Below are 17504 nucleotides of genomic sequence, written 5' to 3' on the forward strand. Positions count from 1 at the left end.
AACTGGAATGTAGGGCGACCGATAAATGTTGCTGCTATAGATGACTTAATTGTTGAAGGAAACCATATCGGTACAATTAGTCATGTAGCTACCAGTGAGGATATTAATTACAACGGTCTGGAAATTTCCCAAGTTACTACTAATATTACAGATAATGATACTGCCGGAGTTTCTATTAATCCCACTGATATTGATGCAACGGAGGGTGGGGCAACAGGCAGTTATGAAGTAGTTTTGACTACACAACCTACTGCCTTAGTTACGATTAACTTTGATACAGGAAACCAAATTCAACCTATCGCTCCAATTACTTTTGACCAAACGAACTGGAATGTAGGGCGACCGATAAATGTTGCTGCTATAGATGACTTAATTGTTGAAGGAAACCATATCGGTACAATTAGTCATGTAGCTACCAGTGAGGATATTAATTACAACGGTCTGGAAATTTTCCAAGTTACTACTAATATTACAGATAATGATACTGCCGGAGTTTCTATTAATCCCACTGATATTGATGCAACGGAGGGTGGGGCAACAGGTAGTTATGAAGTGGTTTTGACTACACAACCTACTGCTGAAGTTACGATTAACTTTGATACAGGAAACCAAATTCAACCTATAGCTCCTATTACTTTTGACCAAACGAACTGGAATGTAGGGCGACCTATAAATGTTGCTGCTATAGATGACTTAATTGTTGAAGGAAACCATATCGGTACAATTAGTCATGTAGCTACCAGTGAGGATATTAATTACAACGGTCTGGAAATTTCCCAAGTTACTACTAATATTACAGATAATGATACTGCCGGAGTTTCTATTAATCCCACTGATATTGATGCAACGGAGGGTGGGGCAACAGGCAGTTATGAAGTAGTTTTGACTACACAACCTACTGCTCAAGTTACTATAAATTTTGATACAGGAAACCAAATTCTACCGATAAATTCGATTACTTTTGACGATACTAACTGGAATATACCCCAACAAATTCCAGTTGCAGCTTTAGATGACTTAATTGCAGAAGACAACCACATCGGTACAATTAGTCATCAAGTTATTAGTACAGATGAAAGTTATAATGCTATTCAAGCTTCTCAAGTAACAGTAGATATTACAGATAATGATACTGCGGCTGTTTCTATTACTCCTCAACAAACAACTGTTACAGAAGATGGAGGTCTGGGTAATTATGAAATAGTATTAACAACGCCTCCGACAGCAGATGTTACTATCAACCTTAATACGGACGATCAAGTTCAGACTGTTCCTACCTCTATCAACTTTACCCCGGAAAACTGGAATATTCCTCAACCGATAACAATTTCAGCAATAGACGACGATATTCTAGAAGGAGGACAACACCTTAGCAGAATTATTCATCAAGCTATTAGTGATGACTTTAATTATAATCTCATAGAAATATCCCAAGTCACGGTTGACATTACTGATAATGACGAAGAAATTGAAACTAACCCACAAGTCATTATTACTGAATCTGATGGCAATACTATTCTGACTGCTGGAAACTCTGATACTTACAATATAGTTTTAGCTAGTAGTCCGACTACTCCCGTTGATATTACAATTACTCCACCCCCTCAAATTGATATTGGTGCAGGTGCAGGGATTCCTATTATCCGGAGTTTTGATGAAGAAAATGGCACTACTCCGCAAACTGTAACGGTTACAGCAGTTGAGGATGTTACGGCTAATTTTGACATTTTTCATAGTGGAAGTATTGATGGTATTGGCACAAATTTAGAATTTTTTGTGGATGGAATACCTACAAATATTGTTACTGCTAATGTTATTGAAATTCCACCAGGGTTTGGTAGTATCAGCGGGATAAAATTTCAAGATGATAACGGAGATGGGATTCAAAATTCTGGCGAAGTAGGAATCCCTGGTTTTCGGGTTTATCTGGATATTAATAACAATAATAATTTTGAGACGGGAGAACCCAGCGCTATTACCAATAACGATGGCAGTTATGTTATTACAGGTATTCTGCCGGAGGATTATATTCTGCGAGAAGTTCAGCAAGCAGGTTTTACCCAAACTACCCCTGACCGAAATGTTACAGTTATAGCTAACCAAATTCTTCCCAATCAAAATTTTGGTAATGCACCGCTAGTTAACCCAGGGAGTATTAGTGGTACAGTATTCGACGACCTAAATGATAATGATCTTCTCGATCCTGGAGAAACTGGACTCAATAATGTCAGTGTAAATCTCAGTGGAATTGAGAACGATATTCCGATTCAACAAACAACTGTTACTGACTCATCAGGTGTTTACAATTTCTCCAATTTATTACCAAATATTGAGTATACTCTCACAGCAGTTCGTTCTCCCGACTTACCTCTGCAACAGTTTCCATTTCCTGTAACTATTCCTGCTGGTGAAAGTGTTAGTAATATTAACTTTGCTTACGATGTATCAGAGCAACAAGTTCCCATAGCTGAAAATGACACAGCCTCTACTACAGCAAATACTCCCATAACTATAGATGTCTTAGCAAACGATACAGGAGAATCTCTCAATATTATTACCGTAGATAATTTAACCACCGCCGGAAATAATGCCACTATCAATAATAACCAAATTATCTACACCCCATCACCAGGGTTCAGTGGAACAGATACCTTTACTTATCAAATTTCAGACGGCAATAATAATACTCCCAACTCTAGCGCTACAGTTAATATTACAGTTACACCAAACCAAGTAATTCCCGTAGCTGAAAATGACACCGCCTCTACTAATGCAAATACACCCATAACTATAGATGTCTTAGGAAACGATACAGGAGAATCTCTCAATATTATTACCGTAGATAATTTAACCACCGCCGGAAATAATGCCACTATTAATAATAACCAAATTATCTACACCCCATCACCAGGGTTCAGTGGAACAGATACTTTCACTTATACTATTGATGATGGCAATAATAATACTCCCAACTCTAGCGCTACAGTTAACATTACAGTTACACCAAACCAAGTAATTCCCGTAGCTGAAAATGACACAGTTTCTACTACAGCAAATACACCCATAACTATAGATGTCTTAGCAAACGACACAGGAGAATCTCTCAATATTATTACCGTAGATAATTTAACCACCGCCGGAAATAATGCCACTATTAATAATAACCAAATTATCTACACACCATCACCAGGGTTCAGTGGAATAGATACTTTCACTTATACTATTGATGATGGCAATAATAATACTCCCAACTCTAGCGCTACAGTTAACATTACAGTCACACCAAACCAAGTAATTCCCGTAGCTGAAAATGACACCGCCTCTACTAATGCAAATACACCCATAACTATAGATGTCTTAGCAAACGACACAGGAGAATCTCTCAATATTATTCTGGTAGATAATTTAACCACCGCCGGAAATAATGCCACTATTAATAATAACCAAATTATCTACACCCCATCCCCAGGGTTCAGCGGAACAGATACCTTTACTTATCAAATTTCAGATGGCAATAATAATACTCCCAACTCTAGCGCTACAGTTAACATTACAGTCACACCAAATCAAGTAATTCCCGTAGCTGAAAATGACACTGCCTCTACTAATGCAAATACTCCCATAACTATAGATGTTTTAGCAAACGATACAGGAGAATCTCTCAATATTATTACCGTAGATAATTTAACCACCGCCGGAAATAATGCCACTATTAATAATAACCAAATTATCTACACCCCATCCCCAGGGTTCAGCGGAACAGATACCTTTACTTATCAAATTTCAGATGGCAATAATAATACTCCTAACTCCACTGCCACAGTTAATGTAACTGTAGACTCCCCACCTTCTGGCAGTATTAGTGGGATTATATTTGACGACACTAACCAAAATGGTTTTCTTGAACCAGGAGAAACAGCATTAGCAAATGTCACAGTTTTTATAGATACCAATCAAAATGGCATTCCTGACTCCAACGAACAAACAACAGTTACAAACCAGTCTGGTATCTACACTTTATCTAACCTATCACCAAATACTTATACCATCAGAACAATTACTCCTCAACCTGATGCCACTCTTATAACTCAAGAGTTTCCTGTCACCCTGTCTTCTGGGGAAAACCTCAATAATATTGACTTTGGTTATAGCATTGGCAGCCCAGGTACTCTCCAATTTAGCAACCCCACTTTTAGCGTGACAGAAAATGAACCTACTGCTACGGTGACAGTCATTCGTACTGGTGGAAATGATGGAGTAGTTAGTGCCAATATTAACCTTTCCAATGGTACAGCAACCCAAGGTATTGATTATGGCAACCCTGTTCCTGAAACTATTTTCTTTGCAGATGAAGAAACCCAACAAACTGTTAGTATTCCTATTATTAATGACAGCTCAGTTGAGAATACGGAAACTGTCAATTTAAGTTTAAGTAACGTTACAGGTGGGGCAACTGTTGGTCAACCTGCTACTTTAGAAATTATTGATGATGAAATTATATCCCCGCCATCTCAACCTTTTACTACTAGGGTATTGGGTTTTGATAATGAATTTAACAATTTTGATTTTGTGAGGTCTGTTCAAGTTAATCCACCTCAAGGTCCTGCTAACATTCGATTTTCTCCTAATACTGTAGCTTTAGTAAGTAGGAATGAAGGAGGCCAAGGAAGATTTGATGGTACGACTAACAATAATACTGTTATTGCCTACGATATACCAGACCAACAATTAGGGTTTGAGCTGGATGCTATTGTCATTGACTTAGCTGAAGTTATCGAGCGGATAGGTGAAATTGAGTTTGGTAATTTTTCGTTTGACTATTCTTCTCCTAACAGAAGTCACAATGTGAGGTTTTTCAATGAAAATAGTCAGGATATTGGCCAAGGAGCAACTTTAAGTCCGACTATTTCTGTTCCTGGCCAACCAAATAATTTCAGTAACTTTAGCCGTCAAGGTATTTTCATTCCAGAAGATACTCAGTTTATTGCTATTGGCAGTGAGTCTACAGAAATTGGTATTGATAATTTGCAGTTTACATTACAGCCAAAAATAAGCATATAGCAGAAGGAAGAAGGAAGAAGGAAGAAGGAAGAAGTAATATCATGTCCGGTTGAATAATTAGACAATGGTTGTCCGAAGGCAGGAGGCAGGAGGCAGGAGGCAGAAGGTTTTCTAAGGAAGGCAGGAGGCAGGAGGCAGGAGGCAGAAGGTTTTCTCAAGAGTGTAACCTTAATTTTATACACGCTCCGATGCTACCGGACATGATATTATGCCCTAGCAAAACGGGAGAGCGCGGGTCTTCAACCAACGTTGAGATAAAATATAAAATAACTCATACCCATTTTTTAACAACCAAAAATATATCTTGACATAATTTATAAAAAATGGTATTTCAATAACCATTTTGGCAATTAATCATTGGAATTTAACTGAAATAACAACTATGTTCAAAAAACTTCTCGGAGACCCCAACGCACGCAAACTCAAGAAATTTCAACCTTGGGTAACAGAGATTAATATTCTCGAAGAAGATATTCAACAACTTTCAGACGAAGAGCTAAGGGCTAAAACAGGAGAATTTAGACAAGCTCTAGAAAAAGCAACATCTAAGGACGAAGAAAAAGAAATATTAGAAGAAATTCTACCTGAAGCTTTTGCAGTAGTCCGAGAAGCAGGAAAGCGAGTGCTAGGTATGCGACACTTTGATGTCCAACTTTTGGGGGGCATTATTTTGCATCAAGGCCAAATCGCAGAAATGAAAACAGGAGAGGGTAAAACTCTTGTATCGACCTTACCAGCATACTTAAATGGCCTAGCAGGTAAAGGCGTCCATGTAATTACGGTTAATGACTACTTAGCTAGACGAGATGCAGAATGGATGGGACAAGTCCATAGGTTTCTGGGTTTAACTGTAGGATTAATTCAACAGGGAATGAATCCAGAAGAACGGAAAAAAAATTATGCCTGCGACATTACTTATGCTACTAACAGTGAAGTTGGATTTGACTACTTGCGCGATAATATGGCAACTAGCATGGATGAGGTAGTACAACGTCCATTTAATTTTTGCACTATTGACGAAGTTGACTCTGTATTAGTAGATGAAGCACGGACTCCTCTGATTATTTCTGGGCAGGTAGAAAGACCTAGTGAAAAGTATATTAAAGCAGCAGAAATTGCAGCAGCTTTGGATAAAGAAAAAGAACATTATGAAGTAGATGAAAAAGCTCGTAATGTGTTATTGAGCGATGAGGGTTTTGCTCAAGCAGAACAGTTATTGGGAGTACAAGATTTATATAACCCAGAAGATCCTTGGGCACATTTTGTATTTAATGCTTTGAAGGCAAAAGAATTATTTATCAAAGATGTTAACTATATTGTTCGTGATGAGGAAGTAGTTATTGTTGATGAATTTACAGGAAGAGTAATGCCAGGACGACGTTGGAGTGATGGTTTGCATCAGGCGATCGAAGCTAAAGAAAGGGTGGATATTCAGCCAGAAACTCAAACATTGGCAACTATTACTTATCAAAATTTCTTCTTACTTTATCCGAAATTATCGGGGATGACGGGAACGGCAAAAACAGAGGAAACGGAATTTGAGAAGATTTATAATCTACAAGTGACAATTGTACCGACTAATAGACCAACTGGTAGAGCAGATTTATCAGATGTGGTTTATAAAACAGAACAAGGGAAATGGCAAGCGATCGCTAATGAATGTGCGGAAATGCACACAGCAGGTCGCCCAGTTTTGGTGGGTACAACCAGTGTGGAAAAATCAGAGTTACTTTCTAGGTTACTTGCTCAACTGAAAATTCCCCACCAACTGCTGAATGCTAAACCAGAAAATGTGGAGCGAGAGTCAGAAATTGTGGCACAAGCAGGGGGTAAGGGTACAGTTACTATTGCTACTAATATGGCAGGTCGAGGTACTGATATTATTTTGGGCGGAAATGCTGAGTATATGGCAAGGTTGAAAGTTCGGGAGTATCTGATGCCGAGGGTTGTTAAACCGGAAGAAGATGATGGTATGGGTATGATCCGCGTACCAGGAGCTAAAAAGCAAAATTCAGCTAAAGGTTTTGGCGAACAGAAGAAGGTGAAAACCTGGAAAGTGTCGCCAGAAATTTTTCCAGTTAAGTTGTCGCCACAAACTGAAAAGATGTTGAAGGAGACGGTAAGTTTTGCGGTGCAAGAGTGGGGAGAGAGAGCGCTACCTGAGTTGGTGGTGGAAGATAAGGTGGCGATCGCTGCGGAAAAAGCTCCTATTCAAGACCCGGTAATTCAAAAGTTACGGGAGGTGTACAATTTGATTCGCAAAGAATATGAAGGTTATACAGATAAGGAACATGATAATGTGATAAATCTTGGTGGGTTGCACGTTATTGGTACTGAGCGCCATGAGTCAAGGCGTATTGATAATCAGTTGCGGGGTAGAGCGGGGCGGCAAGGAGACCCTGGTTCGACTAGATTTTTCTTGAGTTTGGACGATAACTTATTACGGATTTTTGGTGGCGATCGTGTTGCTGGAATGATGCAAGCGTTTGGGGTTGAGGAAGATATGCCAATTGAATCTGGGTTATTGACTCGTTCGTTGGAAGGTGCTCAGAAGAAGGTGGAAACTTATTATTATGATATGCGGAAGCAGGTGTTTGAGTACGACGAGGTGATGAATAATCAACGTCGGGCAATTTATGCGGAACGCCGACGGGTATTGGAAGGTAGGGATTTGAAGGAACAGGTGATTAAGTATGCGGAGCAAACTATGGATGATATTGTGGAGGCGTATATTAATCCTGAGTTGCCTTCGGAGGAGTGGGAGTTGGATAAGTTGGTAAGTAAGGTGAAGGAGTTTGTGTATTTGTTGGCAGATTTAACACCGGAACAGTTATTTGATTTGTCGATGGATGATATTAAGACTTTTATGCATGAGCAGGTGAGGAATGCTTATGATATTAAGGAAGCGCAGGTTAATCAGATTCGTGGTGGTTTGATGCGAGATGCGGAACGTTTCTTTATTTTGCAGCAGATTGATACTTTGTGGCGGGAGCATTTGCAGCAGATGGATGCGTTGCGGGAGTCTGTTGGTTTGCGGGGTTATGGTCAGAAAGATCCGTTGATTGAGTATAAGAGTGAGGGTTATGAGTTGTTTTTGGATATGATGACGGATATTCGTCGGAATGTGGTTTATTCTATGTTCCAGTTCCAGCCGCAACCTTCGGTGCAGACTACGGCGGCAGAGACGGTGTGAAGAACCTAACCCCCTAGTCCAGTAGGGTGTGTTAGCGTCAGCGTAATGCACCAAAGACATAATAGATGGTGCGTTACATTTCATTAACGCACCCTACCAAAGCTTTTTGCATTCAGAAAGTTTGCTTGTTACTCAAAGTTTAAAATTTTAATCATTATCCATTATCAATTTGTTGAGCGAACAACAGATTAGCGATCGCCAGATTAAGAGTTCTGGGGAGGGTTCCTTGAAGCTACCACGAAAGGTTAGTTTTTCCAGAGCATTGGGAGGTGGTCTCAGACATTATTATATTAATGGAGAACCATACGATCCAGAATCCCAGGACTATATTCTGGAGATGAATACTGCCGAACAATGGGTGTTATCAAATCCATCTGACTCTCCTCATCCGTTCCACATTCATGTCAATCATTTCCAAACAAAGGGGGATTTAATCGATCTAGATAAAGAGGATGTGCCGTCAAACTGGCGTTGGTGGGATACGGTTGCTGTTAATCAAACTCCCGTCACAATTCGTCATCGGTTCTCAGATTACGATGGAAAGTTTGTTCTGCATTGTCATATTCTGATTCACGAAGATCAAGGGATGATGAGAAATGTGAGAATAATGGATAATTGATAATTGAAGAGTTTTGGCATTCACAGGACTTACGCAACAGCACTAATAATAGTGTAAACATCGGGAATATTGACCAAACTATACGCCATATATAGCGGTACTGCGTAAGTCCTGATTCAAAAAGTTCAGTAGTAACCCACCGTCTTCACGGAAGTGTAATCAACCCCATAGATTAGCTGGTAATCAATCGGTGCAGACTACGGGGGCGGCAGGGGCAGAAGCAGCAGGGGAAGAGAAAAAAATAATTATAAATAATTATTATAAAGAAAATAATTTTTTTTAATAAATAAAAAGGGAAAGATTGGTCAGAATTCCTAATCTAGAACGTCTAATAAGTGTAGTTCATAGTGTCTGATTGAAAAATGTTGAAAAGATTTGTGGTAGGCTTTTGTCTGTTGTGTCTGATATTTATGTCTAATCAGGCTCCAGCCATAGCAGGAAGTGGAAGTTTTGTTTCATGGTGCGATAAAAATGGATATACTATAAGTCAAAAAACGGATACTACTGTGGAAAAAATTGGAAAATGCGATACTGGTGATTTACTGATTTACACAGTATTAGGAAAGAAAGTCGGCACAGGAGTGTTAAAGTGGAGTGAACTATTAGAGAAGCAGAGGACTGATGTAATTGATAAGTGTGGAGCAGAGGAGGCATGTAAAAGCGATAATCTGAAAAATTTTGGTTTGTGTATATTTGACACTAATGAATTTTTTAATAATGATGAGATGAAGTAATCAAATAATATTAGCATCCTCCACCCACCCTGTAGTTACCCCATCATCCTCGCCCCATTTACTGTAATAAATATATGGGAAGCCTTTGAGCCAAACCAACTTCCCAACGGGTCTACCTGGTACACCTCCTGGTACCCCTCCAGGTCTAAGTTCAACTGTCCAGGAACCCCTTCCCTACCCCTTGGTTTGGCCTGAAAACCCTTAGTCATTTTGTCTAAAAAGCAACTCCCCCAATTACGGCGGGGAGTTGTTTTTTTCTTTTTAGGAGTGTACCGCTTACAAAACTCCCGATACCGTTTGGCACATTCCTCTAAGGTTGTAGCCAACTCCAGAAAAGCGGGATGCCATTCCGTCAAGCCATCATCAGTCAATTGTGCATAACTACCTTCAACAATTAATAATTAATAATTAATAATTAATAATTACCTCTTCTTTTTAGGGAGAGAATTGAGGCTCAAAGAAAAAAGTTTCTTTTTTTCCCTTGAAAGGGGAAGCTTTCAACCTGAGTTATAGCATTTCCCAAGCTAGTGAGGTACAGTTCTTTCGATCCCCCCTAACCCCCCTTGAGAAGGGGGGAACTGGAAGTCCACCTTTTTAAGGGGGATGCGCGGAGGATCATAACTTTACTTCATAACTGTGGGAATTGCTATATTTAATTGTTAATTATTAATTATTAATTATTAATTATTCGGTAAACCCTGCTGCTTTCGGGTTGGCATGAATATAGCGCAGAGTTTTGAGAATTCGGTCCGAGTCACTGTTAGAAATAGCCTCGCGGGAGTCCGTTGGTTTGCGGGGTTATAGTCAGAAAGATCCGTTGATTGAGTATAAGAGTGAGGGTTATGAGTTGTTCTTGGATATGATGACGCATATTCGTCGGAATGTGGTTTATTCTATGTTCCAGTTCCAGCCGCAACCTGGGGTGCAGACTACTGTAGCAGAGACGGTGTAGTTTTCATTCAGCATTTTTTGATTATTAGTAATTATTATGAGATAGATAAAATTTTTTAATTATTAATAAAAGTAAAGATTGGTCAGAATTCCATATCTCCATCGTCTAATCAAGTGTAGTTATTTGATTAAAAATTGGAAAAATGTTGAAAAAATTAGTGTTAGGCTTTTGTCTGTTGTGTTTGATTTTAGGCGTAGCTGCTCCAGCGGAGGCGAACCAAAGTACCTTTAACCAGGATCTCAAGAAAGCGGGATATACATTTCTTGCAAATGGAAACATTGAAGTTATAAAAAACAAAAATGGAGATAATTATAAAAATTATGAGGAAATAATGAAATTGTGTAAACAGCAGGGAGGAGATGCTTTTGGTGTATATGATGTAGATGGTAGTTATGAGTTTGTTGGGTGTAGTTTTAAATAAGTAGATGAGGGGGGTAAGGGGTAGAATAATTTCAGATGGGTAGAAAATAATATTAGCATCACCTTCTCACCCTGTAGTTACCCCATCATCCTCGCCCCATTTGCTGTAATAAATATGTGGGAAGTCTTTGAGCCAAACCAACTTCCCAACGGTTCTACCTGGTACACCTCCTAGAACGTCTCTAGTTCTAAGTTCAACTGTCCAGGAACCTCTTCCCTAACCTTTGGTTTGGCCTGATAACCCTTAGTCATTTTGTTCAAAAAGCAACTCCCCCAATTACGGCCGGGAGTTGTTTTTTTCTTTTTAGGAGTATACCGCTTACAAAATTTCCGATACCGTTTAGCACATTTCTCTACAGCGCTTTTCATTTGAGTAGACCACAAAATTATTTTTGGCGCTTAGAGTAGGGAGTAGGGAGTAGGGAGTAGGGAGTAGGGAGTAGAAAAATGCTTTTGGGTTGCCCATACTAACTGTAGTCTATCCATGTGAAAAGCGCTATAACCTACATTCCGCACGACAAAATGTAGTATAAAGAATCCAGAATCCAGAATCCAGAATCCAGAATTCAGAAGAAAATAGTAGTGGTGATAATTGAGTATTTATACTTAATACTTTCCTGATAATTTGATTCTCGATCCAGGTCAATGAAGATAATTTATACCGTATAAATACTGAATCAAGATGGTTTTTTCATACTACTTTTCATGTTACAAATTGACGTGCGGAATGTGGGCTATAAGGTTGTGGCCAATTCCAGAAAAGCGGGATGCCATTCCGTCAAACCATCATCAGTCAATTGTGCATAACTACCGTAATTGCTAAAAGCATAAGTAAACCCCAGACGTAACCCTGCAGCTTATCAGTTATCAGTTATCAGTTATCAGCAAAATTTGTAAAGTGCCTATTTTCAGTTATTAGTTATTAGTTATCAGTTATCAGCAAGAAAGGTATTTAGCCATCTCTTGTCAATATCGCATCGAAGCCAGAATACTGCTGGGTAGCCATAGTATCCGCACTGCTAGGCGATCGCCTTTCCGATTTCCTCTAATTAATTACCCAGTCTGTAACTCACCAATATGATGTACCCAAGATGCTCCGCAGTTATTAGCAGCATCCACAAGTCGCCTATCTGCAGTCCAAAAATGTGCTTGTTGTGATTCTGCCAAAGCTAAGTAAGCAGCATCATAAGCAACAGTTTGCTTTAGTCGAACAGACCATTCCAGAGCAAGCTGGTGTAACCTAAGCGTGGGTGGAATTTCTGTGATTCCCATAGCCAAAATAGATTCGAGTGCAGCGATCGCTTGTTCAGAAGATATTCTACCGATCGCCATTCCCTTGCGGAGACTAGAAACGATTTCGTAACTCCACAAACTGGGGACTATTAATTCTGTATTTTCTTGTTGCCACTCCTGCATTTTTGCCAAAGAAACTGATGTATAGGGTAGGGGGATCGCCAAAGCTAAAATTATATTTGAGTCGGGTACAATTTTCATAGTTCCCCTGTAATTATTCTCTCTATTTGCTCTTCTCGTTCGGTTCTAACTTCCGCAACCAGATCGCCTGAATAGATGCCATGAGTTTGTTGAATTTCTGCTCGGAGAGAATTTAAACATTCTAAAGCTTTTTGATATTCGCGATCGCCTTCATCAGAAGTTCCATCGCCTCTTTGTTTCAGGGTTTCTAATCCCAGACGCACTACTTCCACAGCAACTTCAGAGACTGTCTGATGTTTTTGAGTAGCTAACTGGAACAGGGCGTTATACTGCTCTGGTTCTAAAACCAGTGGTTGATATGGATATTCTGTCATTTTTTCTCTGAACATAAATGTTTTGGTAATTTTTCCTATTGTATCATTATTTTGAGTAAATTGAGAAATGCTCACTCACTTGCTTTATTTTTGCAGGGCGATCGCTTTCAGCAAAAATATAATGCTGACTTTAGAGTTATCAAAAAATTTTCAACTCTGTTCGCATTTATCAAACATAGTGTGTTACTCTGTAAGCATGGGAAAAAGTACGCGCAGATAGAGTCACTTTTCAAACTATTTAGGAATAGGGCGTTGCTGAATTGAAGTATGAATGCGCGATTGTTTGGTTCTGGTCAGGCCCCCTAAATCCCCATTTAACAAAAAGCGCAGCATCCTCTGGCTTCCCCCATTCAACAAAAAGCGAAGCAACATCTGGCTTCCCCCTTTCCAAGGGGGACGGGAGGGGGATAAAAAGGGGGACGGGAGGGGGACTTTTAGAGTTTTATTCCCCCCAAAATTGGGGGGCTAGGGGGGCTTGCATCATACCCATAATCAGCAACGCCATAGAGTGTTAAACTTTCATAAAATCCTTCTACTTTACAAATATTATCTAAAACAAATGAACCAGCCAAACCATAAGCAAAAACCCAGGGAAAACTCAGAACCAAATACCCGAAAATTAAGGATAAGTAGACGAACATTTTTAGGAACTGGAATAGCTGCTGCTACTACTACTTTGATTTTCCTTTATCGCTCGCTCGCCAGATTAACCACCTCTAAGTTTCCTCCACCTCAACCCTATAAATACACTAAATTTCGCGATCCCATAGAATTCACAGGAAAAGAGTTGCGCGTAGCACAACATCAGTTAACTCTTCCAGGGAATGATGGAAATGAGGGCGTTCCCATCTCCGTGCGTCTTTATAACAACTCAATACCCGGACCGACTTTGAGACGCAATGCAGGGGAAAAAATTGAATTCAAGTTTATCAATAATCTACCTCCTAACAACCAGTCAGCAGGGAACACCTGCAAAGAGTCGCAACACGACAATAAACCTGCGTGCTTCAATACCACCAACGTACACTTTCATGGATTCCACGTTTCCCCAAAAACTGATGGTGGGGTTTCTGCTGATGATGTCTTCGTAAAGGTTGAACCCGATGGTGGAGAGCATCAATATAGGGTTGACATTCCTAACTTTCACGCCCCTGGAACTCACTGGTATCACGGCCACCACCACGGTTCGACTGCGATTCAAACTGCTAGCGGTATGGCTGGAGCGATTATTATTCCAGAAGATGAGAAAAATAAATTGGGGGTGACAGACGACAATGATAAAATCTGGTTGATGCAAGAAGTTATGGATGTTTCTAATGGAAATGATTTTTATAGAGCAGATAAGAACAACATCAAAACACATTTCCTAATTCACGGAGAGTACCAACCTACTTTAACTATAGATAATGCTCATACCCTACAACGGTGGCGGTTTATCAATGCTACCGGAACTGATGGCGGACTAATGACTCTGAAATTATACAAATGTATAGATGAACAGGATATCGGTTTGAGGTGTGAAAATTCAGAATTACAGGATATGTATCTAATTGCAGTTGATGGCGTTTCTTTTTATGGTCATCGTCCTCAAAAAGTTGGTAATAGTAATTATCAGCCTTATCAAGATGGTTGGGAACTTTCTCCTGGAAATCGGGCTGATTTTCTGGTTAATCTGCCAAAAGGTGATTATAAACTGGTTAAGGATAGGTATGAGACTATGAATGTCAGGCGATCGAATATAAACAGACAAGTGTTAGCTTACATCAAGGTTAAGGGAGAAAGTGATGCGGGTGGAAAAATCCCAGATATGATTGAGGGAGAGTTGCCTGATTATCTGCAACCGATTAGCGATCGTGAGATTAAGAGTTCTGGGAAAGGTTCTTTGAATGTACCACGAAAGGTTAGTTTTTCCAGAGCATCGGGAGGAGGTTTAAGGCATTATTATATTAATGGAGAACCTTATGATCCAGAATCCCACGACTATATTCTGGAGCTGAATACTGCGGAACAATGGGTGTTATCAAATCCATCTGAATCTCCTCATCCGTTCCACATTCATGTGAATCATTTCCAAATAAAGGGGGATTTAATCGATCCAGAAAAAGAGGATGTGCCGTCAAACTGGCGTTGGTGGGATACGGTTGCTGTTAATAAAACTGCGATCGCAATTCGTCATCGGTTTTCAGATTATGATGGGAAGTTTGTTCTGCATTGTCATATTCTGATTCACGAAGACCAAGGGATGATGAGGAATGTGAGAATAATGGGAAAGGGATAAAAAGAGCAATGTAAATCCAAGTTCCATTAATCCGGTAGGGTGTGTTAGCGAAGCGTAACGCACCGTTTTTACAGAAGTATAACTACTCCACAGATAAGCTGTAATCAAAAAAAAAAACAGCACGAGTGCACTGTTCGAGAATCAAAAGGAGATAAATAAAAAATGAGTGTAGTTATTCCTGATGACGTGCTGTTATCGGCTAGAATGTCCGAAGCACAATTAAAGTTGGAAATTGCTATTATGTTATTTCAACAAGATAGAATTAGTATTGGTAGAGCTCGTCGTTTGGCTGGAATTAATTTGTTAGAGTTTCAGCGGGAGATTTCTGAACGGGGTATTTGCATCCATTACGATGTTGAAGAGTTTGAGGAGGATATTAAAACTTTGCAGGAAATGGGTAGGTTATGATTGTTGTCAGCGATACCTCACCTAAGTAAAAAGAATTTTTTTAAGCAATCCTCTTCTTTATAAGGAGAGGTAATTATTAATTATTAATTATTAATTATTAATTGTTGAAGATCGCGTGATTATTCCTCAAGCAGTTTATGATGAAATGGCTTCTTTAGAGCAATACTAGGTACGGTTGAGGTTCAAATTTTAGATTGGATTGAAAACCGGACAGTTGAAAATCGCCAGGGAGTTGAGGAGTTATACCATTTCTCAAAAACTTTTCTACATTTTATTGAGTAGGGGAGTAGGGGAGTGGGGGAGTGGGGGAGAAGTAAAAAGGAAGAATAATTAACATTAATTGGGCTATTTTTAGTAAAAAAGTAACTCTACCTGTTTTGATTAATTAATAACTGAAGTCTTACCCAAGTATAGCAATACTTTTGGGAATTGGTATTACAGCAATGAGCGCTGGTATATTTACAAATTGCAGGAGGGGCCAAATAGCTAAAAGTCTTATATTATCAGCAATTCATTCCCCCAGATGAGCTGTTGCCAGATGAGCTGTTGCCTGCGCACAGCGCTATACAAGTTGATTTAGATATGGGAGAAGCAGAAGCAATTATTTTAGCTTTGGAACTGGATGCAGATTTGTTACTGCTAGACGAGCGTAGAGGAAGAAGGGTTGCTTTGGAGTTGGGAGTCATTTCAGTTATCAGTTATCAGTTATCAGTTATCAGCACCTCTGGCACTTAGCATCGGGATTGAAATACTGGAGTTTATTTTTTTTTTATCCCCTTGAAAGGGGAGGCTTGATACCTTTTTTTTGTCAGGAAAATAAGTGGGTTGTTAGGTGTATTGCAGGAAGCTAAGAGAAAAGGTCTGATTTTAGAAATTAAGCCAATTTTGGATCGGTTAATTTCTGAAAATAATTTTCGGATTAGCGTTAGTCTCTACAATAGGGTTTTACAATTTGCTGGGGGAGTGAAGTTGTGTTGGTTTAATAGCGATCGCTCCTAAAATTTCCTTTGTTTGGAAAGGGGCGATAATGCTCCACACCGCTAGCGCGATCGCTCTTGCTTAAAGATATGTCGGTCTAGCTTACAACCGCAACCTGATAATAGATAGGGGAAATTAATATTAATAATTATTATAAAATGTAAAAATAATAATAATTATTAATAATAGTTATTCAGAATTCCAGAAGCTAGAACGTCTAATTAGTGTAGTTAGTTAAAATTGAGAGAAAATGTTGAAATGAGAGGCTGTTATCTGTTGTGTTTGTGTTTGTGGAACGCTTGTATTAACCCAGCCCAAGCGAATGAAACGACATGGAGGTTAAATCAAAATCATCCAATAAACGAAAATTCATTAAATAGTTATCAGATCATCGAATGTGGAGAAGGGGAAGTAGGGTTGGATTTTCCAGCAGTGCGATGGCAGTTGTGGCAAGAAGAAGGAGAGGTATGCGCTCATCCAATTCAACAAGATCAAGTGTATCCGCTGTTAAGGGTTTGGTCAAGGGAATTGGGTCAAGGGAGGCAACAAATTCCCACGTTAGAACAGTGGAAGACGCGTTGTGTGGAAGAAGAGGGTTCCGTACTTATAGACTTATTAGGGAGCCATCTGTGCGGTTTTCGGTATGAGGGGGTGGAAGATGTAATAGACTGGTTGGTACATGATGTGGTGGTTGGTACACAAGAAGCTTTTGCTCAATATGCTCAATATGACCTTATAAACGACCAAATAAGGAACCAATATGTGGAATTGGTAACCGGAGCGGTTCAAAATAAATATGTGGAATTGGGATTAGGACAATTAGATGGAGGAGTAGTAAGAGGAGTAGTAAGGCAAGTAATGGGATGGGAGGGGGAGGGAAGGAGGGAAAGGTAAGAGGGATAGGGATAGGTAAGAGGGATAAGTTATACCATTTCTCAAAAACTTTTCTACGCTTTCTTGAGCAGGGGAGTAGGGGAGTAGGGGAGTGGGGGAGAAGTAAACATTATAATAATTAACATTAACATAGCTAAAATTAGCAAAAAAGTTATTTGG

At 39.4% G+C, this 17504-nt stretch carries 13 protein-coding genes and 1 pseudogene; 11 read left to right on the plus strand and 3 right to left on the minus strand.

What is annotated here, in order from left to right:
• The 4 genes from F6K54_RS20765 to F6K54_RS20780 form a co-directional block, all read left to right on the plus strand.
• A partial coding sequence (locus F6K54_RS20765) for an Ig-like domain-containing protein (RefSeq protein WP_293081316.1) occupies positions 1–5061 on the plus strand: 5061 nt, incomplete at its 5' end.
• Positions 5062–5443: 382 nt separating this feature from the next.
• Positions 5444–8254 carry a preprotein translocase subunit SecA gene (secA, locus tag F6K54_RS20770; protein ID WP_293081318.1) on the plus strand — a complete coding sequence of 937 codons (2811 nt, stop codon included), beginning with the start codon at positions 5444–5446 and terminating at the stop codon, positions 8252–8254.
• Between the two features lie 172 nt (positions 8255–8426).
• Positions 8427–8873, plus strand: a complete 447-nt coding sequence (locus F6K54_RS20775; protein ID WP_293081320.1) for a multicopper oxidase domain-containing protein — start codon at positions 8427–8429, stop codon at positions 8871–8873.
• A gap of 410 nt (positions 8874–9283) precedes the next feature.
• Complete coding sequence (locus F6K54_RS20780; RefSeq protein ID WP_293081322.1) at positions 9284–9607, plus strand: hypothetical protein; 324 nt, start codon at positions 9284–9286, stop codon at positions 9605–9607.
• Between the two features lie 35 nt (positions 9608–9642).
• On the opposite strand, the gene F6K54_RS20785 is transcribed toward F6K54_RS20780, so the two are convergent.
• Positions 9643–9978 (minus strand): hypothetical protein, encoded by a 336-nt coding sequence (locus F6K54_RS20785; protein WP_293081327.1) that lies wholly within the window; start codon positions 9976–9978, stop codon positions 9643–9645.
• Positions 9979–10376: 398 nt separating this feature from the next.
• Between F6K54_RS20785 and F6K54_RS20790 the strand changes: the two are divergent.
• Positions 10377–10559: pseudogene (locus F6K54_RS20790) on the plus strand (hypothetical protein); the annotation flags it as partial.
• 142 nt (positions 10560–10701) lie between these two features.
• On the plus strand, positions 10702–10980 hold the full coding sequence (locus F6K54_RS20795; protein ID WP_293081332.1) for a hypothetical protein: 279 nt from the start codon (positions 10702–10704) through the stop codon (positions 10978–10980).
• 1052 nt (positions 10981–12032) lie between these two features.
• On the opposite strand, the gene F6K54_RS20805 is transcribed toward F6K54_RS20795, so the two are convergent.
• Both F6K54_RS20805 and F6K54_RS20810 read right to left on the minus strand, forming a co-directional pair.
• Positions 12033–12473 carry a type II toxin-antitoxin system VapC family toxin gene (locus tag F6K54_RS20805; protein WP_293081335.1) on the minus strand — a complete coding sequence of 147 codons (441 nt, stop codon included), beginning with the start codon at positions 12471–12473 and terminating at the stop codon, positions 12033–12035.
• Positions 12470–12802 (minus strand): hypothetical protein, encoded by a 333-nt coding sequence (locus F6K54_RS20810; RefSeq protein WP_293081339.1) that lies wholly within the window; start codon positions 12800–12802, stop codon positions 12470–12472. The genes F6K54_RS20805 and F6K54_RS20810 overlap by 4 nt, the downstream gene beginning before the upstream one ends.
• 544 nt (positions 12803–13346) lie before the next feature.
• Between F6K54_RS20810 and F6K54_RS20815 the strand changes: the two genes are divergently transcribed.
• The 5 genes from F6K54_RS20815 (at position 13347) to F6K54_RS20835 (ending at position 17345) form a co-directional block, all read left to right on the plus strand.
• Entirely contained in the window at positions 13347–15065 is a 1719-nt protein-coding gene (locus F6K54_RS20815; protein ID WP_293081342.1) for a multicopper oxidase family protein, read from the plus strand.
• A gap of 162 nt (positions 15066–15227) precedes the next feature.
• Positions 15228–15473, plus strand: a complete 246-nt coding sequence (locus F6K54_RS20820; RefSeq protein WP_293081345.1) for a UPF0175 family protein — start codon at positions 15228–15230, stop codon at positions 15471–15473.
• Positions 15474–16019: 546 nt separating this feature from the next.
• The gene (locus F6K54_RS43825; protein WP_375341987.1) at positions 16020–16208 is read left to right on the plus strand and encodes a hypothetical protein; all 189 of its coding nucleotides are present in this window, start codon (positions 16020–16022) and stop codon (positions 16206–16208) included.
• A 90-nt stretch (positions 16209–16298) separates the two neighbouring features.
• Entirely contained in the window at positions 16299–16472 is a 174-nt protein-coding gene (locus F6K54_RS20830; protein ID WP_293081348.1) for a DUF3368 domain-containing protein, read from the plus strand.
• 219 nt (positions 16473–16691) lie between these two features.
• Positions 16692–17345: a hypothetical protein gene (locus F6K54_RS20835; RefSeq protein WP_293081350.1), complete on the plus strand. Its 654-nt coding sequence runs from the start codon at positions 16692–16694 to the stop codon at positions 17343–17345.
• Positions 17346–17504 lie beyond the last annotated feature (159 nt).

Source organism: Okeania sp. SIO3B5 (assembly GCF_010692555.1).
Classification (GTDB): Bacteria; Cyanobacteriota; Cyanobacteriia; order Cyanobacteriales; family Microcoleaceae; genus Okeania.